Origin of the sequence: Pseudomonas migulae NBRC 103157 (genome assembly GCF_002091715.1) — a bacterium.
Taxonomy (GTDB): Bacteria; Pseudomonadota; Gammaproteobacteria; order Pseudomonadales; family Pseudomonadaceae; genus Aquipseudomonas; species Aquipseudomonas migulae_A.
This window is the reverse complement of record NZ_BDAG01000017.1, coordinates 48,730-68,947: the sequence shown is the minus strand read 5'-3', so window position 1 is coordinate 68,947 and position 20,218 is coordinate 48,730. Positions and strand designations below refer to the sequence as shown.

At 59.5% G+C, this 20,218-nt stretch carries 22 protein-coding genes and 2 pseudogenes; 14 read left to right on the top strand and 10 right to left on the bottom strand.

All coding sequences use genetic code 11. The features are described 5' to 3' along the window. Positions 1 to 43 precede the first annotated feature (43 nt). Positions 44 to 373, top strand: coding sequence for a hypothetical protein (locus tag PMI01S_RS14935; protein WP_084320766.1), 330 nt, complete (start codon positions 44 to 46; stop codon positions 371 to 373). A gap of 112 nt (positions 374 to 485) precedes the next feature. Here the strand turns inward: PMI01S_RS14935 and PMI01S_RS32610 are convergent, their stop codons facing one another. Together PMI01S_RS32610 and PMI01S_RS14930 are read right to left on the bottom strand one after the other, a co-directional pair. Then, positions 486 to 647 (bottom strand): DUF7079 family protein, encoded by a 162-nt coding sequence (locus PMI01S_RS32610; RefSeq protein ID WP_420874871.1) that lies wholly within the window; start codon positions 645 to 647, stop codon positions 486 to 488. 51 nt (positions 648 to 698) lie between these two features. Next, positions 699 to 829: pseudogene (locus PMI01S_RS14930) on the bottom strand (transposase domain-containing protein); the annotation flags it as partial. A 4-nt stretch (positions 830 to 833) separates the two neighbouring features. On the opposite strand from PMI01S_RS14930, the pseudogene PMI01S_RS32420 reads away from it, so the two are divergent. The 3 genes and pseudogenes from PMI01S_RS32420 to PMI01S_RS14920 all read left to right on the top strand — a co-directional run. Next, positions 834 to 1,029: pseudogene (locus PMI01S_RS32420) on the top strand (hypothetical protein); the annotation flags it as partial. Between the two features lie 48 nt (positions 1,030 to 1,077). Beyond that, positions 1,078 to 1,410 carry a DUF7957 family protein gene (locus PMI01S_RS14925; protein ID WP_084320765.1) on the top strand — a complete coding sequence of 111 codons (333 nt, stop codon included), beginning with the start codon at positions 1,078 to 1,080 and terminating at the stop codon, positions 1,408 to 1,410. Positions 1,411 to 2,105: 695 nt separating this feature from the next. Further along, positions 2,106 to 2,417 carry a DUF3077 domain-containing protein gene (locus PMI01S_RS14920; RefSeq protein ID WP_084320764.1) on the top strand — a complete coding sequence of 104 codons (312 nt, stop codon included), beginning with the start codon at positions 2,106 to 2,108 and terminating at the stop codon, positions 2,415 to 2,417. 262 nt (positions 2,418 to 2,679) lie between these two features. Here the strand turns inward: PMI01S_RS14920 and PMI01S_RS14915 are convergent, their stop codons facing one another. Together PMI01S_RS14915 and PMI01S_RS14910 are read right to left on the bottom strand one after the other, a co-directional pair. After that, entirely contained in the window at positions 2,680 to 3,048 is a 369-nt protein-coding gene (locus PMI01S_RS14915) for a PH domain-containing protein (protein WP_084320763.1), read from the bottom strand. Positions 3,049 to 3,084: 36 nt separating this feature from the next. Then, positions 3,085 to 3,834 (bottom strand): hypothetical protein, encoded by a 750-nt coding sequence (locus PMI01S_RS14910; RefSeq protein WP_084320762.1) that lies wholly within the window; start codon positions 3,832 to 3,834, stop codon positions 3,085 to 3,087. A 688-nt stretch (positions 3,835 to 4,522) separates the two neighbouring features. Here PMI01S_RS14910 and PMI01S_RS14905 point away from each other — a divergent pair. Genes PMI01S_RS14905 through PMI01S_RS14890 form a run of 4 tightly spaced genes read left to right on the top strand, consistent with a single transcriptional unit; the run spans position 4,523 to position 9,655 of the window. Beyond that, complete coding sequence (locus PMI01S_RS14905; protein ID WP_084320761.1) at positions 4,523 to 4,999, top strand: formate dehydrogenase subunit gamma; 477 nt, start codon at positions 4,523 to 4,525, stop codon at positions 4,997 to 4,999. Beyond that, positions 4,999 to 6,558, top strand: a complete 1,560-nt coding sequence (locus PMI01S_RS14900) for a formate dehydrogenase beta subunit (protein WP_084320760.1) — start codon at positions 4,999 to 5,001, stop codon at positions 6,556 to 6,558. Before PMI01S_RS14905 ends, PMI01S_RS14900 begins: the two co-directional genes overlap by 1 nt. Next, complete coding sequence (gene fdhF, locus PMI01S_RS14895) at positions 6,555 to 9,437, top strand: formate dehydrogenase subunit alpha (RefSeq protein WP_084320759.1); 2,883 nt, start codon at positions 6,555 to 6,557, stop codon at positions 9,435 to 9,437. The genes PMI01S_RS14900 and fdhF overlap by 4 nt, the downstream gene beginning before the upstream one ends. Then, the gene (locus tag PMI01S_RS14890) at positions 9,434 to 9,655 is read left to right on the top strand and encodes a formate dehydrogenase subunit delta (protein WP_084320758.1); all 222 of its coding nucleotides are present in this window, start codon (positions 9,434 to 9,436) and stop codon (positions 9,653 to 9,655) included. Before fdhF ends, PMI01S_RS14890 begins: the two co-directional genes overlap by 4 nt. Before the next feature lie 141 nt (positions 9,656 to 9,796). Here the strand turns inward: PMI01S_RS14890 and PMI01S_RS14885 are convergent, their stop codons facing one another. The 4 genes from PMI01S_RS14885 to PMI01S_RS14870 form a co-directional block, all read right to left on the bottom strand. Continuing rightward, entirely contained in the window at positions 9,797 to 10,138 is a 342-nt protein-coding gene (locus PMI01S_RS14885) for a potassium channel family protein (protein ID WP_084320757.1), read from the bottom strand. A gap of 321 nt (positions 10,139 to 10,459) precedes the next feature. Next, on the bottom strand, positions 10,460 to 10,912 hold the full coding sequence (locus PMI01S_RS14880) for a hypothetical protein (protein ID WP_084320756.1): 453 nt from the start codon (positions 10,910 to 10,912) through the stop codon (positions 10,460 to 10,462). 54 nt (positions 10,913 to 10,966) lie between these two features. After that, positions 10,967 to 12,322: an ATP-binding protein gene (locus tag PMI01S_RS14875; protein WP_084320755.1), complete on the bottom strand. Its 1,356-nt coding sequence runs from the start codon at positions 12,320 to 12,322 to the stop codon at positions 10,967 to 10,969. Continuing rightward, the gene (locus PMI01S_RS14870) at positions 12,319 to 13,029 is read right to left on the bottom strand and encodes a response regulator (protein ID WP_084320754.1); all 711 of its coding nucleotides are present in this window, start codon (positions 13,027 to 13,029) and stop codon (positions 12,319 to 12,321) included. Before PMI01S_RS14870 ends, PMI01S_RS14875 begins: the two co-directional genes overlap by 4 nt. A gap of 166 nt (positions 13,030 to 13,195) precedes the next feature. Here PMI01S_RS14870 and PMI01S_RS14865 point away from each other — a divergent pair, with 166 nt between their 5' ends. Beyond that, entirely contained in the window at positions 13,196 to 13,987 is a 792-nt protein-coding gene (locus PMI01S_RS14865; protein WP_084320753.1) for an MlaA family lipoprotein, read from the top strand. 215 nt (positions 13,988 to 14,202) lie between these two features. Here the strand turns inward: PMI01S_RS14865 and PMI01S_RS14855 are convergent, their stop codons facing one another. Next, on the bottom strand, positions 14,203 to 15,102 hold the full coding sequence (locus PMI01S_RS14855; protein WP_084320752.1) for a LysR family transcriptional regulator: 900 nt from the start codon (positions 15,100 to 15,102) through the stop codon (positions 14,203 to 14,205). Positions 15,103 to 15,192: 90 nt separating this feature from the next. Between PMI01S_RS14855 and PMI01S_RS14850 the strand changes: the two genes are divergently transcribed. The 5 genes from PMI01S_RS14850 (at position 15,193) to PMI01S_RS14830 (ending at position 18,996) form a co-directional block, all read left to right on the top strand. After that, on the top strand, positions 15,193 to 15,738 hold the full coding sequence (locus PMI01S_RS14850; RefSeq protein WP_084320751.1) for an NAD(P)H-dependent oxidoreductase: 546 nt from the start codon (positions 15,193 to 15,195) through the stop codon (positions 15,736 to 15,738). Between the two features lie 62 nt (positions 15,739 to 15,800). Beyond that, positions 15,801 to 17,723 (top strand): alkaline phosphatase D family protein, encoded by a 1,923-nt coding sequence (locus PMI01S_RS14845; protein WP_084320750.1) that lies wholly within the window; start codon positions 15,801 to 15,803, stop codon positions 17,721 to 17,723. A gap of 95 nt (positions 17,724 to 17,818) precedes the next feature. Continuing rightward, positions 17,819 to 18,328: a P-loop NTPase family protein gene (locus PMI01S_RS14840; protein WP_084320749.1), complete on the top strand. Its 510-nt coding sequence runs from the start codon at positions 17,819 to 17,821 to the stop codon at positions 18,326 to 18,328. Positions 18,329 to 18,490: 162 nt separating this feature from the next. Then, on the top strand, positions 18,491 to 18,745 hold the full coding sequence (locus PMI01S_RS14835; protein WP_084320748.1) for a type II toxin-antitoxin system prevent-host-death family antitoxin: 255 nt from the start codon (positions 18,491 to 18,493) through the stop codon (positions 18,743 to 18,745). Then, on the top strand, positions 18,742 to 18,996 hold the full coding sequence (locus tag PMI01S_RS14830; RefSeq protein WP_084320747.1) for a Txe/YoeB family addiction module toxin: 255 nt from the start codon (positions 18,742 to 18,744) through the stop codon (positions 18,994 to 18,996). The genes PMI01S_RS14835 and PMI01S_RS14830 overlap by 4 nt, the downstream gene beginning before the upstream one ends. Here PMI01S_RS14830 and PMI01S_RS14825 read toward each other — a convergent pair. Next, positions 18,990 to 20,180, bottom strand: a complete 1,191-nt coding sequence (locus tag PMI01S_RS14825) for an aspartate aminotransferase family protein (RefSeq protein ID WP_084320746.1) — start codon at positions 20,178 to 20,180, stop codon at positions 18,990 to 18,992. The genes PMI01S_RS14830 and PMI01S_RS14825 overlap by 7 nt on opposite strands. Positions 20,181 to 20,218: the final 38 nt, after the last annotated feature.

Genomic DNA, 20,218 nt, shown 5'->3' with positions numbered 1-20,218 from the left:
TTTTCGTCCTCGGTCGGTACGCCCCTTCTCAAGGATTCATCCCATGGAACTGCTGCTGGAAACTGTTGCTCTGTTCTGTCTCAAGCTGGTTTATGAGACGGAGGGGACGAGTCCGATTCTGCGGGATGATCCGGTCATGAGCGATTACGAGCGGGAGGTATTCGGGTTACTTGTGCGCCGGGGTGATATCGAGGGCATTCGGTTTAGAGTGGCGCACTGTACAGGTTTGGCGCTGGACGCTATAGGTGGCGCTGAAACACCGCTAGGGCGAGAGCTGCAACGGTTGTCAGTTGGTTTCAGCAGTGCTCGGACAATGGAACAGCTTCATGCGCCGCTCATCGCGCTTAAGGACTACCTGAAAGACATTCAGTAAATGATCGAGTGAGGCGGTATCCCCCGCCGCCTTCGCGCACTGGAACGCTGGACCTACAGTTTTCGCGACGAGTTTTACCCGCGATCCGAGCGCATGGAGCGCTACACGCGAACTAGAAACGGCTGACGATTTCCTTCCAGATATACCCGTAGTGATAACTCAGCCAGCGAACAAGCAACTTATCGAACTGCCTGCGAAACCAATAGTTTCTTCTGGCTGCATGTCTTTCTTCAATCATGACGTTTAGAGAGTCAGTATCGAAACCGGTCCACACCGGCGGAACGGCCGATTCAATGTAAGCGTCCGCCCAACACACCTTGCGTGGTTAAACGGCCGTCCACCTATGCGGCAGCAACTCGTCAATTTCACTCGCCGCTGCATCGGCAGACGTGTCAGGACGTCCTTCAAATACTCGTACGGATCATGCCCATTGAGTCGCGCCGACTGGATCAAACTCGTCGCAGTGGAGGAGCTTTCCAATTGGATAGAGCAGCGCGGATCAACCGGCATCGCCGATAACGTGCGCTGCGCGCCTGCCACTGGATGAAAACCTGGAGTTCATCAGCACCGAATCACAGAGCTTTCAACCTCTGGCCGCCACGTACCTGACAGCAGGCTGGAGCAGGTCAAACCGACGTCGCAGCGTGATACGGTAGAAAACCGCATTGGAAACCATCGCGGTGATAAGGACAGGAAGAGAACCTATGCAACTCGAAGTTAGCGGTAACTGGATTTTCGGAGAGGGGGTAAGGTTTGAGGTTGAATATCCTGCCCTTGAAGCCGTATTGATCAACGGGCGGGTGCTGGTGACGTTTGACTGGATGGCTTTTGAGAGGAATGCTCCTGCGCAAAATCTTTTTTGCTACGACTCGTCAGGCAATTTACTTTGGCGAGCGCCAGCTATTGGAATGGGGGCCGTGGATGCCTATACCGGTGTAACGAACGAGGAGCCTCTTTGGGTAGGAAATTTTTCTGGATTCAATTGCCGGATAGATGAAACATCTGGCCAAGTTCTAGAGACTTGCTTCACGAAATAAACACTGCCCGCGTCTCCAAAGACGGTTAAACGGGCGCCCATTTGTGTGGTAGCAGCTCGGCAATCTCACTTGCCCGCTGCGTCGGCAGCGGCTACAGATTGGTAGAGAAGCAGAGTTACCGATGAGACGACCGGTAGAAGCGGGCGATTATGAGGTAAGTGCGCAAGGACCCGAAGCGTAAATATGTAACCCGCAGACGGATGGCGCCACTTTGGTTCAGTGCGTTTCATGATGGAAGTGTGCCACGTCCCCCGGCCGGCTGCTGAGCCTTTATAAACCGAGTTTGCGAGGTTTTTGGCCTAATTTTTACCTAGTGATTTCGAAGGTTGCAGGAATGAGACCTGCACGATACCCTCCCACCGTCGCTGCCAATTCAGCGACCGGGTGTGAGAGCCCGAAACAATCAAGGCGCAAAGCGCCCCAAAACCTGTCGTGGCGTTTTTTTTCGTCTGCGATATGGCTTTATGGCGGCTGTGCGTGGGAGACCTTCGGGTCTACCGGTTGCCTTGATTGCCGGTTTCTCACCCCGCGCACGGCTGTCACCCAAGCCCGTGAGAAGGCTCGTGGCAGCTCCTCAAATCAAGGACGTTGACCATGAACAGAACAAATCCGTACAAAATTCAGCTTCCCCCTCTACACAATTCCCAATCACGTAACACCCTCCCCCACCACCTCTCCCTCATCGGAGGTGGCCAATGACCAACCAACCCGAACTCACAACCATCGGCCTCACCCCCGCCATCTACTGCGGCGATCAAGCGCTGTTCCATGTCACCCGTAACGTGCCCGCCGGCGATGCGTTGGCCATGGCTTCTGATTTTCTGTGTATCGCCAAGGCGCTGACCAAGGATGCGGCTTATGCCAAGGACACGGATTACCACGCCTGGGCCGCGCATTATTTGACGGCGATGAGTAAGGCGGTGGTGGATGATGTGGCGAAGGCGGTGACGCGGGATCGGGATAATGAGGTGGCGAATAAGCGGGCGGAGGGGATGGCTGAGGGGTAGCGTCCGAAAGGGCCAGAGTCTGTCTGTAGTTATTTAAGGCACTTGCAGGAGCTAGCTTGCTCGCGAAGATTGCGGTCATTCAGCGGGATTGGTGGTGGCTTGGGTTTTTCGCGAGCAAGCTCGCTCCTTGGGATTGTGATTCAGTGCGAAGTTTTGTGGTGGTTGGGCTGGCGCTATCGCCAGCAAGCCGGCTCCTACAGTGGTCGCGGTGGATTGATTAGCATTGTTGGCCCCGGGGTTTCGGGGCCTTTGGGCACGCGGGTCAGAGCAGGTGTTGGGAGATCAGTTTTGAGATTTCTACCATCGACGTCCGGCCGGTGAATTCGAATTTCACTTTGCCCAGCGACGAGAAGTAGATCTCCAGTTCTGAATCCAGGTCGAACGTGCCGGAGGTTTCTACCGAGTACGCGACGATGTTTTTGTAGGGCAGCGAGGTGAAGTCTTTTTTGCTGCCGGTGAGGCCCTGGACGTTGACGGCGATGATGCGTTTGTTGGTGAAGACGACGCCGTCGCGCATGGATTTGTACGAGTCGATGACGTGCTCGCCTTCCAGCAGCAGTGCACTGACGCGTTCTGCGTACTCTTCGTTTTGCTTGAGTTTGAAGAAGCCTTTGTTGTTGAAGTCGATCATCTGCCCATCCTCCGTTCGAAGAAAAATCCCTGCGGGTTACTTCACCACTTTCACGACTCGAATGTTGACGGGGAATCCATCCTGTCCAGGCAGTGTCTTCCATCCCACGTACTGATAAACCACTTCGTCATCAATGTACTCACCCCACTCCGCGACTTTGCCACCCAGCACAGCGACGTTCCGGTTTTTGACGCAGTTGCCATCCCAAGGACCCACGGTGTAGATCACGTAAGGTTTGACGTATTTCGAGGCACGGAAATTTTCGCCGCAACCAGAATCGACTCTGATCATCAACCTCTTCAGGTTCTCTTCACCATCCGCCTCGGCGTGCTGGTCGAGTTCCCCGATTTCGCCGACGTCGATGAAGCCCAGAGAGCGAGCACGCTTGTATGCCGGGGAGGCCTGGTGTTTGATCTGGGCTTGCGCGAGATACTCGTCCACGTCTTCGCTGAGTTCAATTTCGCCCTTGTCCGCGATCTCTTTCGCTATGGGAACGCCGCTCTCACAACGAGCGTATTCGGGGGAGCCAAGGCTTGACTGGGGTAGGTAGTAGCGATGTAACTCAAAGGTACTCAGATGCATCTTGATAGCGGGAGTAGCTTCTTTGGGCGTCTGGCGCCCGGCCTGCACCTCGGCCACCACCTGCAGAAATTTCTGGCAATCGGAGAGGTAGCCCGCCCTGGCGTATTCCGGGGTTTCACTCGACAGGCCGGCGAGCGCCGGGGTCATCACAACGGCAAAAGTGATTGCGCAGAACAGGCGCGAGGCTCGAGCGACAGTGGGCATGTGTAGTCCGTTACAAAGAAGAAAGTGGCGCAACGCTACTGTTTTGCTGCCTTGCCGTCCACTGGCAGCAAAGGGGACAGAGCTTGTTTCCTGCGTTTTTCGCGAGTGTGCTCGCTCCTGCAGTGGGTTGTGTTTCTGATCCGTGGTTTGCGTCGGCTGGGCTGGCGCTTTCGCGGGCAAGCCCGCTCCCACAGGGGGGGTGTGGAGTGATTGGGATTTGGAATTTGGCCCGAGGTTTTTGAGGGCTTTTTATTATTTGGCTCGGGGTGAATGGTTTTCGGTTTACGGCGGGATATATCAGCGCATCTGCTCCCTGAATTGTCCACGGATCTGATGCTGTTTCGCACCTGTAATGCTTGCTATACATCAGGCATCGACAAGCCCTCAGGGCATTAGACCGGTGAGTAAACGCCCCGCGTGGCTCTCATCTAGACTTAATGGATAGTCGTAGGCAGAACCGAACACGTCGCTTTGGTGCAGTTGAATCAAAAGCGCCGTGGCAAGCTGCCCTTTATGCCCAGTAGAGGTGCGGCGAAGACCGTGCCGGGCACAACAAGATGCCCGCCAAGGGTGCCCTGGCCAACGGCCTGAAAATGCCACGATACCGTGACGTGGTGTGACTGCCGCAGCCGACACTTTCGGACGAACGACAACCATCTGGTTTGTCCGTGACCGTGAGGATTGCTGAATGCCTGATGAGAGTTTGCACCTGCCTTTGGTCAACAGCCTGCTGGAGCGCCATAAGGGCACCCCGGGCGCGCTGTTGCCCATTCTTCATGATATTCAGGAACGCATCGGTTACATCCCCGATGTGGCCGTCCCCGAGATTGCTCATGCCCTCAATCTGAGTCAGGCTGAGGTTCGCGGGGTGATCAGTTTTTACCATGACTTCCGTACCGCACCGCCGGCCAGGCATATCCTGCGGCTGTGCCGGGCTGAGTCGTGCAAAAGCCGTGGTGCCGAAGCGCTTGCCGCGCAGTTACGCGAACGTCTGCAACTGGATGATCACGGCAGCAGCGCCGATGGCAGCATCAGTTTGCGCCCCGTTTATTGCCTTGGCGCCTGCGCCTGTTCGCCGGCGCTTGAGCTGGATGGCCGGGTGCATGCGCGGCTCAGTGCTGAGCGTCTCGATGCCTTGCTCGACGCTTGCCGGGAGGACGCGTGATGCCGACTCTTTATTTGCCCTGTGATTCCCTTGCCCGTGCTGTTGGGGCCGATGAGGTTTCCACGGCGCTGATCACTCAGGCCAAGGAGCGCAACCTGCCACTGGAGTTGCAGCGCACCAGTTCGCGCGGATTGTATTGGCTGGAACCGCTGCTGGAAGTGGACAGCCCGCAAGGCCGGATCGGTTTTGGCCCATTGACCGCGGCTGATGTGCCGTCGGTGCTCGATGCCTTGCAAGGCGAGCCGTCAAGCCATCCGCTGGCCTTAGGTCCGGTGGAAGAAATCCCCTATTTGAAAACCCAACAACGCCTGCTGTTCGCCCGCGCCGGTATTACCCGGCCTCTGTCGCTTGACGATTACCGGGCGCACGGTGGTTTCGAGGGTTTGAAAAGGTCCATCACGGTTGGCGGCGAAGAGACCGCAACAGCGGTGTTCGATTCAGGCCTGCGTGGCCGTGGCGGCGCGGCGTTCCCCGCCGGGATCAAATGGCGCACGGTGCGCGCCACCCAGACGGCGCAGAAGTACATCGTGTGCAACGCCGACGAAGGTGACTCGGGCACTTTCGCCGACCGCATGTTGATGGAAGGCGACCCCTTCCTGCTGATCGAGGGCATGGCCATTGCCGGCATTACCGTCGGCGCCACCTTCGGCTACATCTATGTTCGTTCGGAGTATCCGGATGCCGTGGCCACACTGCGCGCAGCGCTGAACATCGCCCGTGATGCCGGTTACCTCGGCGCCAATGTCGGCGGCAGCGGCCTGGCCTTCGATATGGAAGTGCGCGTCGGTGCCGGCGCTTATATCTGCGGTGAGGAAACGGCGCTGCTGGATTCCCTCGAAGGCAAGCGCGGGATCGTCCGCGCCAAGCCGCCGATCCCCGCGTTGCAAGGCCTGTTCGGCTTGCCGACGCTGGTGCATAACGTGCTGACCCTGGCTTCAGTGCCGCTGATTCTGGCCAAGGGTGCGCAGTTCTATCGCGATTACGGCATGGGCCGTTCCCTGGGCACGATGCCTTTCCAGCTGGCGGGCAATATTCGTCACGGCGGTCTGGTGGAACGGGCCTTTGGCCTGACGCTGCGGGAACTGGTGGAAGACTACGGCGGCGGGACCGCCAGCGGTCGGCCGCTGAAAGCTGCGCAGGTGGGCGGCCCGCTCGGCGCCTGGGTGCCGCCGTCGCAATTCGATACGCCGCTGGATTACGAGGCTTTTGCCGCCATGGGCGCGATGCTCGGTCACGGCGGTGTGGTGGTGGCTGACGACAGCCTGGACATGGCCCACATGGCGCGCTTCGCGATGGCGTTTTGCGCCGAAGAATCCTGTGGCAAATGCACGCCATGCCGCATCGGCTCGACCCGGGGCGTGGAGGTGATCGACCGCCTGCTGGCCGCGCCGGACCAGAGCGGTCGCGAAGAGCAGGTGATCATCCTCAAGGACCTGTGCGACACGATGCAATACGGTTCGCTGTGCGCGTTGGGTGGCATGGTTTCCTTTCCGGTCGCCAGCGCCCTCAAGTACTTCCCCGCCGACTTCGGTCTGCAAGCCTCGGAGGCCGAGCAATGATCACTCTTTTCGACCCGAAAACCGACATCGACCTCGGCACCCCGGCCCGCGACAGCGACGTGCAGGTCACCCTGAACATCGACGGACGCAGCATCAGCGTGCCGGAAGGCACTTCAGTGATGCGCGCCGCCGCGATGCTGGGCACCACCATTCCGAAACTCTGTGCCACTGACAGCCTGGAAGCCTTCGGTTCCTGCCGCATGTGCCTGGTGGAGATCGACGGCATGCGTGGCTATCCGGCGTCTTGCACCACGCCGGTCACTGAAGGCATGACCGTGCACACGCAGACGCCGAAGCTGGCCACGCTGCGCCGCAATGTCATGGAGTTGTACATCTCCGATCACCCGCTGGACTGCCTGACCTGCTCGGCCAATGGCAACTGCGAACTGCAAACCGTCGCCGGCCAGGTGGGTCTGCGCGAGGTGCGTTACGGCTATGAAGGCGAGAACCATCTGGAGGATGTGAAAGACACCTCCAACCCTTATTTCGACTACGACCCGAGCAAGTGCATCGTCTGCAACCGCTGCGTGCGCGCCTGCGAAGAAACTCAGGGCACTTTCGCCCTGACCATCACCGGGCGCGGCTTTGAATCCCGGGTCGCGGCGGCCGGTGGCGAGAACTTCCTCGACTCGGAGTGCGTGTCTTGCGGCGCCTGTGTGCAAGCCTGCCCCACCGCGACGCTGATGGAAAAAAGCGTGGTCGAGATGGGCCAGCCGGAACGCAGCGTGATCACCACGTGTGCCTATTGCGGTGTGGGTTGTTCGTTCCGCGCCGAGATGAAAGGCGACCAACTGGTGCGCATGGTTCCGGACAAGAACGGCCAGGCCAACCACGGCCACTCGTGCGTCAAAGGGCGCTTTGCGTGGGGCTACGCCACTCACCCGGATCGCATCACCAAGCCGATGATCCGCCAGCACATCAACGACCCTTGGCAGGAAGTCAGCTGGGATGAAGCGGTGACCTACGCCGCCAGCGAATTCCGGCGTCTGCAGCAAAAATATGGCCGCGACTCCATTGGTGGCATCACCTCCAGCCGCTGCACCAACGAAGAAACCTACCTCGTACAAAAACTGGTGCGCGCGGCGTTCGGCAACAACAACGTCGACACCTGTGCACGGGTCTGCCACTCGCCGACCGGGTATGGCCTGAAACAAACCTTGGGCGAGTCTGCCGGTACCCAGAGTTTCGACTCGGTGATGCAGGCCGACGTGATCCTGGTGATGGGCGCCAACCCGAGCGACGCCCACCCGGTATTCGCCTCTCAGCTCAAACGCCGACTGCGTGAAGGTGCGCGGCTGATCGTCATCGACCCTCGCCGCATTGATCTGGTGGACTCGGTGCATGCCCGCGCCGAACTGCACCTGGCCCTGCGTCCGGGCACCAACGTCGCCATGCTCAATGCGTTGGCCCACACCATCGTTACCGAAGGCCTGCTCAATCAGCCGTTTATCGATGCCCGTTGCGAGGGCAACGATTTTGCGCGCTGGAGCGAATTCGTCAGCCGCGCGGAAAACTCGCCGGAAGTGCTTGGCCCCGTCTGCGGCGTAGAACCTGCCGACATTCGTGCCGCCGCCCGCCTGTATGCAACCGGTGGCAACGCAGCGATCTATTACGGTCTGGGCGTCACCGAGCACAGCCAGGGCAGCACCGCGGTCATGGGCATCGCCAACCTCGCCATGGCCACCGGCAACATCGGCCGCGAAGGCGTGGGCGTGAACCCGTTGCGGGGGCAGAACAACGTGCAGGGCTCCTGCGACATGGGCTCGTTCCCCCACGAGTTGCCCGGTTACCGGCACATCTCCAACGAAGTAGTGCGCACGCAGTTCGAACAGGCGTGGAATGTCACCCTGCAACCTGATCCGGGCCTGCGCATTCCGAACATGTTCGAATCGGCGCTGGCCGGCAGTTTCAAAGGCCTGTATTGCCAGGGTGAAGACATCGCCCAGAGCGACCCGAATACCCAGCACGTCACCGCGGCGCTGTCGGCCATGGAATGCGTAGTGGTGCAGGACATTTTCCTCAACGAAACCGCCAAGTTCGCGCATGTGTTCCTGCCGGGCGCTTCGTTCCTGGAAAAAGACGGCACGTTCACCAACGCCGAGCGACGTATTTCGCGGGTGCGCAAGGTCATGGATCCTCTGGGCGGCAAGGCCGACTGGGAGGGCACCGTGGCCCTGGCCAATGCCTTGGGCTACCCGATGAACTACAACCACCCATCGGAAATCATGGATGAAATCGCCAGCCTGACGCCGACGTTCACCAACGTCAGCTACGCCGAACTGGACCGCCACGGCAGCCTGCAATGGCCGTGCAACGCCGCAGCACCGGACGGCACGCCGACCATGCACATCGATGAATTCGTGCGCGGCAAGGGGCGCTTCATGCTCACCGGCTACGTGCCCACCGAGGAGAAGGTCAACAATCGCTATCCGCTGCTGCTGACCACCGGGCGCATCCTCAGCCAGTACAACGTCGGCGCCCAAACCCGGCGTACCGAAAACGTTGCCTGGCACGACGAAGACCGCCTGGAAATCCACCCGACCGACGCCGAGAGCCGTGGCATCAATGAAGGTGACTGGGTCGGCATCGGCAGCCGCGCCGGCCAGACTGTACTGCGTGCGCGGGTCACCGAACGGGTCGCGCCGGGCGTGGTGTACACCACGTTCCACTTCCCTGAATCGGGCGCTAACGTGATCACCACCGACAACTCCGACTGGGCCACCAACTGTCCGGAGTACAAAGTCACGGCCGTGGAAGTCAGTCGCGTCTATCACCCTTCGGAGTGGCAAAAACGCTACCAGGCCTTCAGCGACGAACAGGACCGTTTGCTCAAGGATCGCCGTCAGGCCCGTGGCGCTAAAGCGGAGGTGCGCCGATGAGTACTGAAAACTTGATCAAGATGGTCAACCAGATCGCCCAGTATTTCGCCACCGAACCGGACCAGAAACAAGCCGTGCTCGGTGTGCGTAATCACCTGCAGATGTACTGGACGCCGGGGATGCGCAAGGAATTGCTGGCCTGGCAGACAGAGCATCACGGGGCAGACTTGCACCCGTTGGCGCAAGAGGCGGTCAGCGGGGCCGGTTGGGAGGCTTAACCTGCAGGATGAAAAACGGTAGGAGCGAGCTTGCTCGCGACGGTCGTCAACGATAAAGCGCGAATCCTGGATTAGCGCGGCGTCCATGACTCCATCGCGAGCAGGCTCGCTCCTGCAGAGGGTTGTGTGCAGTGCTCCGCCTTATTCATCTCCATCGGTCACCCGCACCGCGATCTCAATCGAACGCACGCTGATCGCCGCAAAGATCGCCGTGAGCAGCACGCCGTTGAACCCGAGCAATATTGCCAATATCCGCGAAAGCGGCAACTTCGGCACGAGCTCGCCATAGCCAATGGTCAAGCCGGTCACGAAGCCGAAATAGATGCCGTCAAAAGGATCCCAACCTTCCAGGTAGCTGATGATCAGGCCGCACATGACGATGACGATCAGCATGGTGGAAAGGATGGGCCAGACAACTCGAAGGTAGTAGCCGACAGCTTTGTAGAACTCTCGACGGATGTTCGACGTATTGGCAGGCTTCATGTCGTGTGCTTCCTGAGGGCGGCAGGCGGATTGACACTCTTCAGCTTGGCACAAGTATTGGGAATCGATGGTCGGACCAACGGAAAGTGGCACGCGCGGAACAGGGATTAAGCTGGAATGACCTGGCACTGGAGAACATCCATGCTCAAGCACCTGATCCTGCCACTCCTGTTCGCCGTGTTCGTGGCCCTCAGCGGATCGTCCTGCCATGACACGAGCCAGGACGGCCAGGTGAGACCGCCCGCCAACGGTGACAGTGGCAGGATTATCCCCTCCCAACAACGCATGCCCTCAACGATGCCGCGTCCCAGGATGTAATGGTTACTCGATCTGAATCGACCCTTTGGTCCCGGCATCGCTGTCGGTCCAATAGTCTTCATTCTGTAACCGCCGATCACCCTGAATCGTGAAGGTGACTTTGCCCTGGCGAAACTGCAGCGTGCCATCGGTGCGCTGGGCATTTACCCGTTTGCCATTCACCCAGACTTGCTCCTTGGCATCGATGCGAATCGTGGCAACGGTCGCGCCGGCATCGCTCTTGGCAACCCACTGCCCGACGTAAGGCGTTTGTGTATGGGCGCTGTCCGCCGCGGCGTTGGTGAACCCGGCCTTGGCATTTTCCGCCCTGCTCTTGTGGATATCGCAGCCCTGAGTCTCGCTGACCTGGGTGCAACCGGATTGCTCAAGTTGTTTGCGGTACTTGTCGTTGATGGCATAGGCCGGGAACTGCACCCACATCAGTGTGGCCAGTACCGGCAGGATGATCCGCTTCATAAGTCTTCTCCTCTGATCCGCGCCTCCCCGGCGCCCGCGAACGGCATGGATCATTCACTGTAGTGCGAAACCCGGATGCACTGGCAAAACGACCAACGCTTCCAACCCTCCTTGCGACCGATTACGCAGCTTCAGCTCCCCGCCATGCTCCAGCACAATCGCCCGCGCCGCCGATAATCCCAACCCCACGCCACCGGTGCTTTTGTTCCGCGACCCTTCCAGACGAAAGAACGGCACAAACACTTGCTCAAGGCTGGCCTGCGCAATCCCCGGCCCACGATCCAGCACCATAATCCGCACTTCCCCTGCCTCAGGCATCAGTTCAATCGCCGGCTCACTTCCATACTTGATCGCGTTATCCAGCAGATTGGTCATCACCCGCTTAAGCCCCAATGGCCGTCCGAAATACACCAGCCGCTGCGGCCCGCTGAAGGCGATCTCGACACCCTGATCCCGGTAATCGTCCCGCAAGGTTTGCAGCAGTTCCGCCAGATCGAACTGGGTGGCCGGTTCAAGCCGCGCATCATCGCGAAAGAATTCCAGTGCCGAATTGATCATCGCCTGCATTTCATCCACGTCACGAAACAGCCGCTGCTGTTGCTCCGTATCTTCGATGAATTCGCCGCGCAAACGCATCCGTGTCAGCGGTGCGCGCAGATCGTGGGAGATGGCGGCGAGCATTTGCGTGCGGTCGCGGATGAAGTGTTGCAGCTGGGCCTGCATGGCGTTGAACGCGAGGATCGCCTGGCGGATTTCCTGGGGCCCCAAGGGTTCGATGGGCGGTGCACGGAAGTCCGAACCGAAGCGCCGGGCGCCTTCGGCGAAACGTTGCAAGGGTGTGGCGAGACGCCGGGTAGCGATCAGCGCGACCAGCGCGGTGGAGATCAGCACCAGCAAAATCACGATCAGATAGCGCGGCGTTTCGTCGAGGCCCCAACTGCGCGAGGGCGCGGAGAACTTCAGCCAGGTCGAGTCTGCCAGTTCGATCAGCAGCGCGTAATGCGCGTTCTCGGTGTGTTCGGTCCAGTCGGCGGGCTCATAGGCCTCGATTCGCCGGTCAGGGGCTTTGAGCATCGGTTGGAGGATGTGCGCGCCAATGTCGGACTTCGCATCTTCTGCTTCTGGCAGGTTGAGATCGCGCCGGTCAGGGTGCCAACTGACGATGAAGCCGTTTTCGCTGGCGGCTTGCGCCAACGGGTTGCGCAACGGCGCTGGCGCGGCCTCGATGACGCGGGTGATGGCGGCGGCCTTTTCCAGCAGACCGATTTCGGTCAGTGGCGGTCGGGCCCAAACGCCGGCCAGTTGAATAAACAGTCCGTTGAGCGCCAGCGAAATGAGCATCGCCAGGATGATGGTCAGGGCGATCCAGCGCGCCACCGTGTCACGGCGAATCCGCTTCAGCCAGCTCATCGCCGCGTCACGCTGGGGGTGAACAGGTAACCGCCATTGCGTACGGTGCGAATCATCGCCGGGCGCTTGGTGTCGGACTCGAGTTTGCGTCGCAGGCGGCTGACTTGCACATCGATGCTGCGATCGAACGCGTCGTGGCAATGCCCGCGCGCCAGGTCCAGCAGTTGTTCGCGGGTGAGGATGCGTTGCGGGTGTTCGACGAAGACCAGCAGCAAATCAAACTCACCGGCCGAGAGCGGAATCATTACATTGTCCGGCGAGCGCAGTTCACGACGGGTGACGTCGAGGTGCCAGTCGGCGAAGTCGATCAGCGGCCGTGGGCGTTCCTCCGTCAGTGGTCGACGCTCGTCCACCCGGCGCAACACGGCACGTACCCGGGCCAGCAGTTCGCGGGCGTCGAAGGGTTTGGTCAGGTAATCGTCGGCACCGAGTTCGAGGCCCACTACCCGATCACTCAGTTCGCCCATGGCGGTGAGCATGATCACCGGGATCGCGTGGCGGATTCGCAATTGCTGGCACAGGATCAACCCGCTGTCGCCGGGCAACATCACGTCGAGAATGATCAAGGCCGGCATCTGGCGCTCGATGGCCGCCCATAGCGATGCGCCGTCAGTGGCGACCTCAACGCTGTAGCCGTGCTGGACGAAGAATTTTCTCAACAGGTCGAGGACTTCGAGGTCATCGTCGACAATTAAAAGGCTGTTCACCGAAGGTCACTTACGGGACGAATGGAACCGCCATCTAAAACCATTCGCGGCAGCGCGTCATATATTTCAATCCTGCAATAAAACGACAGCGGCGTCATAAACCGGACATCTTTGCGCAAGACTCGGGGCCCAGCATCACCGCGAATTCCTCCCGAGACTCGCGTCCATGTTGCCTTTCAAATGTGCTCCCTGGCTGGCCCGCAACACCTCGATCGCCGTGCTGGCCGCCGGGTTGGCCGGTTGCAGCAGCCAACCGTCGTCCACCGCCCAGGTGAGCTGCGCCGACATAACCTATTCGGTGAACGACCCGGCGGAACCGTTCAATCGCGGGGTCTTTGCGTTTAACCGGGTTGTGGATGACTACGCCCTGGCACCGGTCGCCCGCGGCTATCGCTACTTGCCGGACTTTTTCCAGACGGGTGTGCATAACTTCGTGGAGAACTTCGGTGAGCCCAAGGTGTTTATCAATGACGTGCTGCAAGGCAACCCGGGGCGCTCGGTCAACACCCTGGGGCGTTTCGTGATTAACACAACGGTTGGCGTGGTGGGCTTGATCGACGTTTCCGGCATGGCCGGCATCCCGCGCCACGACGCAGACTTTGGGCAGACCTTCGGCGTGTGGGGCATCGGCAACGGCCCGATCGTCGAGTTGCCGTTGTTCGGCACGTCCAACAGCCGCGATGCGGCCGGACGCGTGCTCGGTTTCGTCGTCGATCCGTTCGGCAGCAATAGCGATACCGTCGACACCTTGTCCACGATCAACACGGTCGGCGGCATCGTCGATGGTCGAGCAGAAGCCTTGCCGCTGACCGACAGCCTGCAAAAACTGCCGGACTATTACAGCGCGTTGCGCAACGTGGTGGCCGAGCATCGTGCGGCTTACGTGGCCGATGGCAAACAAGGCTCGCCCGACAACACCAAGCCTCAATGCACAGGAGCACCGGCCGATGGTTTCTGAAGGTCTGATTCTTCAACAACGGATGACCCGTGACGCCGAGGCGAATCTGCACTGTCGGGAAATCACCCTGCGCCTCTCGGCAGATTGCCGCCAACTGGTGCTCACTCGTTACACCGAACACTATGGCCCGGCCGTGGTGCGCTGGATCGAGCGCAGCCACACGGTGTCAGTGAGCGAGGTGTTTCGCTGGTTGGTCGCCAATGGCGAGGTGGATATCAGCCAGTACCAATCACTGCCTCCAACACGCGCGCCACACACTGCACCGCCACGTCTTCATCGCGCCGCTTATGCCAGGCCAGATGCACAGCAAAACCCTCCACCTCAATCGGCGGATCTACGGTGTGCAACGCCTTGGCCATCGGCATCGACAGGCACTGGCTCGGCAGCATCGCAATCAGGTCCGACCCCAGCAGCAGATCCGGAACCATGACAAAACTCGGCACGACGATCCCGACCCGCCGCGACAGCCCTTGGCCCTTCAACTGTTCATCGAGCGGGCCCCAGGTGGCGCCGCGCCCGGACACCAGCACGTGTGGATAACTCAGCCAGCGGTCGAGATTGAAGCCTGCCATTGCAGGGTGCCCCGCTCGCATTGCCACCACGAAATGCTCGTGCAACAGCAGGCGCCGGGTGTAGTCAGGGCCCAGAGGCGGGAACACCGACATGGCCAGATCGCTTTGGCCGCGACTCAAGCTTTCCTGCGCCGCCTCACCGCCCTGCCAGGGTTGGATCACCAGGTCGATGCCCGGTGCCAGTTCCGCCAGTCGTTGGTGCAATCGCTGGGCGATGACGATCGCCGGAAAGTCGGCCATGACGATGCGCACGGTCTGGCGCAGGGTGCTCAGCTCGGCACTGGCGGTGCCGACCAGCGTGCTGACCGCCCCCAGAATCTGCTTCAACGGGCCGCGCATGGCCTGTGCTTTTGGCGTCAGTTGCATGCCGCCCTGTCCGCGCTCGAGCAAACGATCCTGGAACAGGTGCCTGCAACGCTCCAACGCATTGGACGCCGCCGGTTGCGACAAGCCGACTCGCTCGGCGGCGCGGGAGACATGCGCTTCGTCGAGCAACGCATCGAGCACGGTCAACAGGTTGAGGTCCACCGAACGCAGATTCATTAAATCAATACCCAATTAGACAAACCATCCATTGGAGCAATGTACAGCAGGCTGGCACGCTGTGGCTCCCTTCACTTGAACCGGTGAGCCATGAACGACACCACCCTGATTTTGAGTTTTCATCCTGATTTGGGGCGCTCCCATGCAAACCGCGCCATGCTTGATGCCGTGAAGGATCTGGAGGGCGTGTGCATCGTCGATCTGTACGGGCTTTACCCGACCGACGAAGTCAACATCGCAGCGGAGGTGCAACGTTTGTTGTCGGCAAAGCGGCTGGTGCTGCAATTTCCGGTGCAGTGGTATTCAACGCCCGCACTGCTGAAGGCATGGCAGGACAGTGTGCTCACGCAGATGTACTACATCGCCTATGAAGTTCAGGGCCGGAAACTTGAGGGCCTGCCAATCATGGTTGCCGCCACCGCAGGTAACACGCCCCAGGCCTACGGCGAAACTGGCGTAAACCTGTTTCCCCTTGAGCAACTGCTGCAACCGTTGCGTGCCACTGCGAACCGCTGCCACTGGGCATGGTGCGATCCGTTTCTGGTGTATCAGGCGAACAAATTGCCAAGTTCGGAGCTGGATGTGGTCGCCGCTGAATACCGGGCCAGGATCAAGCAGTTTCAACTCAAGGCTTAACAGGCATCCGCAGCCACCTGCGTTATCATCGCCGACCTGTGCGCCAAGAGTCTTGAACCCGGATGTCCGAATCACTGCCTTTACCTGACGATTGCACCTCACTGCCACCGGTCCTGGTCGGCCCCATGCTGCGGCGGCTGGAGCCTAAGCGGCTGGTGCTGTGGCTTGTAGGAAGCCGGTCGTTGTCACTGACGTTGCGCCTGCAAGGTGTAGGCGACATACGCCTCGACGCCGGGCAATGCACGATCATCCGGGTCGGTACTCGCGCCTTCATTCATTTGATCGATGTGCCGCTGGACGTCGCACTGCCCTGCGACACGCTGATCGAGTACGACCTGCTGATTGATGAAGCCGCAACGGGTATCGCCGAATGGGCGCCGCATCTGCTGTATGGCGAAGCACGCTCGCCGAATTTCGTTTTGCGCTCTCGGATCGATCAGCTGCTGCATGGCTCCTGCCGCAAACCGCACCATCGCGCCGCCGACGGTTTGCTCTGCGTTGATCGCTTGCTGGCGTCGGCACATGAAGCAACAGAGCGTCCGGCATTGCTGATGATGAGCGGCGATCAGGTGTACGCCGACGATGTCGCGGGACCGATGTTGCGCGCCATTCATGCCTTGATCGCGCGGTTGGGGTTGTTCGGCGAACACCTTGAAGGCGCCGTGGTCAGCGACAGCGCCAAGCTCTATGAGCATGCGGCCAGCTACTACCACCGTGCGGATTTGTTACCGGCGCTGCAAAGCAACGAAACCCTGCGCGAGCGATTTTTCGGCGGTGCGCGCAAGCCGATTTTCACCAGCAGCAGTGCCGACAATCATCTGGTGACATTCGCTGAAGTCATGGCCATGTACCTGCTGGTGTGGTCGCCGACACCCTGGACGCTGATCGCGCCCAAACCACCGAAACTGATTCCCGAACGACGCGAGCGTTATGCACTGGAGCAAACGCGCATCGATGATTTCAAGGCCGGCCTTGGCGATGTCGCCCGCGCCTTCGCGCATTTGCCGTGCCTGATGATCTTCGACGACCACGATATTACCGATGACTGGAATCTTTCCGCGCAATGGGAGGAAACGGCCTACGGCCATCCGTTCTCCAAGCGCATCATCGGCAATGCGCTGATCGCTTATATGTTGTGCCAGGGCTGGGGCAACAATCCGGACGCCTTCGATGCGGTGCTGGAGAAGACTGATGGTTTTAGCGCGACCGGGGACGATGGCTATCTCGACAGCCCGGTGCAGGACGCCTTGATCGATGAGTTGCTGAAGTTCCAGCATTGGCATTACGTGTTGCCGACCACTCCGGCGATGGTGGTGCTCGACACCCGCACCCGGCGCTGGCGCAGTGAGATGACGCTCAAGCAGCCCTCGGGTCTTCTGGATTGGGAAGCCCTTAGCGAACTGCAACAGGAATTGCTGGATCATCCGTCGGCGATCATCGTTTCGCCGGCACCGGTGTTCGGCGTGAAGCTGATAGAAACCGTGCAACGGGTGTTCAGCTGGTTCGGTTATCCACTGCTGGTGGACGCCGAAAACTGGATGGCCCATCGCGGCGCAGCCCAGGTGATCCTGAACATTTTCCGACACTCGCGTACACCGGGTAACTACGTGGTGCTGTCAGGCGATGTGCATTATTCCTTCGTCTATGAAGTCTTGATCCCACACCGCAAGGCTGGCCCGAGGATCTGGCAGATCACCAGCAGCGGCATCAAGAACGAATTTCCACCGGCGCTGCTTGAATGGTTCGACCGGCTCAATCGCTGGCTCTATTCCCCGCGCTCGCCGCTGAACTGGCTGACCAAGCGCCGACGGATGCGCATCGTGCCGCACGTTCCGGAACATGCCGAGGCGGGTGAACGGTTGTGGAATTCGGCGGGGATCGGGCAGGTGTTCTTTAATGAAAAAGGGCAGCCGCAGGAGATTTTTCAACTCAACTCGGATGGTTCGCCGAAAACACGGATGGTGGCACCTGAGGCGGAGGATTGAAGGTACGGCCGGTACCTGTGGGATCGCCGCACCGCCGCTCCCACATTTAATCGATGTCGAGTACTCGGACTATGCGTTAACGCAGGCTACTGGATATGAATCTCGCTCGGACACTGATCATCGGCAACTCCGGCTCGGGCAAAAGCTGGTTGGCCGAGCGCTTGGCTGGGCATCTGCGATCACCGTGGATCGATCTCGATTCAATCCACTGGCTGTCCGACGAACACAGCATCGCCCGCCCACGCGCAGAAGCATTGGGCATAGCGCGGGTCGCGGCAGATAAAGAGCGCTGGGTAATCGAAGGTGTTTACGGCTGGATCGCCAGCGAGCTTATTCACCGCGCCACCGCGTTGATCTGGTTGTGTGTTGATGAAGAACAATGCATCGCCAATATTCGCCAGCGAGAGCACAAACCAGAAGATGACGAATTGTTAATGACGCTGCTGGCGTGGGCCGGCAGTTATCGTGCCCGCGATGACGCCAGTGGTTTTTTGGCGCATCAGCAGTTGTACGAAGTGTTCGCGGGTTCAAAAATCAAACTGATGAATCGAGGCGAGATCACAGGATTCGAGAAACCCCTGAAGCGGCCAAAGGATGGCGTTTGAATCGGATACGGATTACATCGTTCACGGAAACGTCTCGAAGGGCATTCAGCGATACTCATCACAAACGCAGATGCATCGTCTGTGTAACGACCATTCGTAGGTATCGCCCTGTCATCCTGTACACATTTCTGTACGTTCTTTGCATTGAGCGAGGACTACAACATGCAAACCATCAACTACACCACTGCACGCGCGCACCTTGCCGAAACCATGGATCGGGTCAATGAAGATCGCGCTCCATTGTTGGTCACTCGCCAGAAAGGCGAACCCGTGGTGATGATGTCTCTGGCGGAATACAACGCCCTCGAAGAAACCGCTTACCTGCTTCGCTCCCCAGCCAATGCTGAACGCCTGATGAAATCAATCGGCAATCTGCGGGCGGGAAAAACCAAAACCAGGCAACTTATCGAAGAATGAATAACGAGTTCACTCCTGAAGGTTGGGAAGACTATTTGTGGTTCCAACAAAACGATAAGGCCGGGCTCAAACGAATCAATCTGCTTATCAAATCCATCCAGCGTGGACCGTTCGGCGGGCTCGGAAAGCCAGAACCGCTCAAACACAATTTGAGCGGCTTCTGGTCACGTCGAATTACAGGCGAGCATCGCTTGGTCTATGCAGTTGAGGACCATGAGATACGTGTAGTGATGTGCAGATATCATTACTGAGTAAAAACCGAGGCTGCACCCACCGCCCGACAAACCCCTCTGACAATCATCCCCACCTCCCGCTCATCAATCGTCAGCGGCGGCAGGAGGCGGATGGTCTTGCCCCGTGTCACGTTGATCAGCAAACCGTGATCCCGGGCGGCGATCAATGTCAGGTCGCGAATCGGTTGCTTGAGTTCGATGCCGATCATCAGACCCTGACCACGGATGGCCAGTACGTTCGGCTCATCAGCCAGTTCAATGCGCAATCTTTCGAGCAGGCGCTCGCCCTGCACTGTGGCGTTTTCCAGCAAGCCCTGTTCTTCGATGATCTCCAGCACGGTGCAACCCACGCGACAGGCCAACGGATTACCGCCGAAAGTGCTGCCGTGGCTGCCGGGGGTGAAGAGGTCGGCGGCTTTGCCCCGGGCCAGGCAGGCACCGATGGGGACGCCATTACCCAGGCCTTTGGCCAACGTCATGACGTCCGGAGCGATGCCTTCATGCTGGAACGCAAACCACTGGCCGGTGCGACCGATGCCGGTCTGGATTTCGTCGAGCATCATCAGCCATCCGCGCCGGTTGCACAGGTCACGCACGGCTTTGAGGTAGCCTGGCGGAGCCAGTTGCACACCGCTCTCCCCCTGAATCGGTTCCATCAGGATTGCCACGATTCTCGGGCCGTGGGCCTGTTGCACCTTGTCCAGCGCCTTGAGATCGCCGAATGGCACTTTGACGAAATCCCCCGGCAATTCATTGAAACCCAGGCGCACCGCCGGGCCATCGCTGGCCGACAGCGTGCCGAGCGTCCGGCCATGGAAGGCATTTTCCATGACGACCACCAAGGGCTGCTCGATGCCTTTGTGCCAGCCATGCAGCCGCGCCAGTTTCAGCGCGGTCTCGTTGGCTTCGGCACCGGAGTTGTTGAAGAACGCCCGCTCCATGCCTGCCAATCGGGTCAGTTTCTGCGCCAGCCGCTGTTGCCAGTCGATGCTGTAAAGGTTGGAGGTGTGCAACAACAGCCCGGCCTGTTCGCTGATGGCGGAAACAATTCTGGGATGGGAGTGGCCGACATTGGTCACCGCCACGCCCGCCACCGCATCCAGGTATTCACGACCGGCCTGATCCCACAGGCGTGTGCCCAGGCCTTTAGTGAAACTCAAGGCCAGTGGTTGGTAAGTGCTCATCAGGCAGGCGGCGGTCATGACATCAAGCTCCATCAATAGTCGGTGTTTTTGCAGTA

Bases quoted from the DNA above. Each gene is read 5' to 3' on its own strand.
- PMI01S_RS14935 (WP_084320766.1), top strand. From the start codon at position 44: ATGGAACTGCTGCTGGAAACTGTTGCTCTGTTCTGTCTCAAGCTGGTT.
- PMI01S_RS14925 (WP_084320765.1), top strand. From the start codon at position 1,078: ATGCAACTCGAAGTTAGCGGTAACTGGATTTTCGGAGAGGGGGTAAGG.
- PMI01S_RS14920 (WP_084320764.1), top strand. From the start codon at position 2,106: ATGACCAACCAACCCGAACTCACAACCATCGGCCTCACCCCCGCCATC.
- PMI01S_RS14915 (WP_084320763.1), bottom strand. From the start codon at position 3,048: ATGATCGACTTCAACAACAAAGGCTTCTTCAAACTCAAGCAAAACGAA.
- PMI01S_RS14910 (WP_084320762.1), bottom strand. From the start codon at position 3,834: ATGCCCACTGTCGCTCGAGCCTCGCGCCTGTTCTGCGCAATCACTTTT.
- PMI01S_RS14905 (WP_084320761.1), top strand. From the start codon at position 4,523: ATGCCTGATGAGAGTTTGCACCTGCCTTTGGTCAACAGCCTGCTGGAG.
- PMI01S_RS14900 (WP_084320760.1), top strand. From the start codon at position 4,999: ATGCCGACTCTTTATTTGCCCTGTGATTCCCTTGCCCGTGCTGTTGGG.
- fdhF (WP_084320759.1), top strand. From the start codon at position 6,555: ATGATCACTCTTTTCGACCCGAAAACCGACATCGACCTCGGCACCCCG.
- PMI01S_RS14890 (WP_084320758.1), top strand. From the start codon at position 9,434: ATGAGTACTGAAAACTTGATCAAGATGGTCAACCAGATCGCCCAGTAT.
- PMI01S_RS14885 (WP_084320757.1), bottom strand. From the start codon at position 10,138: ATGAAGCCTGCCAATACGTCGAACATCCGTCGAGAGTTCTACAAAGCT.
- PMI01S_RS14880 (WP_084320756.1), bottom strand. From the start codon at position 10,912: ATGAAGCGGATCATCCTGCCGGTACTGGCCACACTGATGTGGGTGCAG.
- PMI01S_RS14875 (WP_084320755.1), bottom strand. From the start codon at position 12,322: ATGAGCTGGCTGAAGCGGATTCGCCGTGACACGGTGGCGCGCTGGATC.
- PMI01S_RS14865 (WP_084320753.1), top strand. From the start codon at position 13,196: ATGTTGCCTTTCAAATGTGCTCCCTGGCTGGCCCGCAACACCTCGATC.
- PMI01S_RS14855 (WP_084320752.1), bottom strand. From the start codon at position 15,102: ATGAATCTGCGTTCGGTGGACCTCAACCTGTTGACCGTGCTCGATGCG.
- PMI01S_RS14850 (WP_084320751.1), top strand. From the start codon at position 15,193: ATGAACGACACCACCCTGATTTTGAGTTTTCATCCTGATTTGGGGCGC.
- PMI01S_RS14845 (WP_084320750.1), top strand. From the start codon at position 15,801: ATGTCCGAATCACTGCCTTTACCTGACGATTGCACCTCACTGCCACCG.
- PMI01S_RS14840 (WP_084320749.1), top strand. From the start codon at position 17,819: ATGAATCTCGCTCGGACACTGATCATCGGCAACTCCGGCTCGGGCAAA.
- PMI01S_RS14835 (WP_084320748.1), top strand. From the start codon at position 18,491: ATGCAAACCATCAACTACACCACTGCACGCGCGCACCTTGCCGAAACC.
- PMI01S_RS14830 (WP_084320747.1), top strand. From the start codon at position 18,742: ATGAATAACGAGTTCACTCCTGAAGGTTGGGAAGACTATTTGTGGTTC.
- PMI01S_RS14825 (WP_084320746.1), bottom strand. From the start codon at position 20,180: ATGACCGCCGCCTGCCTGATGAGCACTTACCAACCACTGGCCTTGAGT.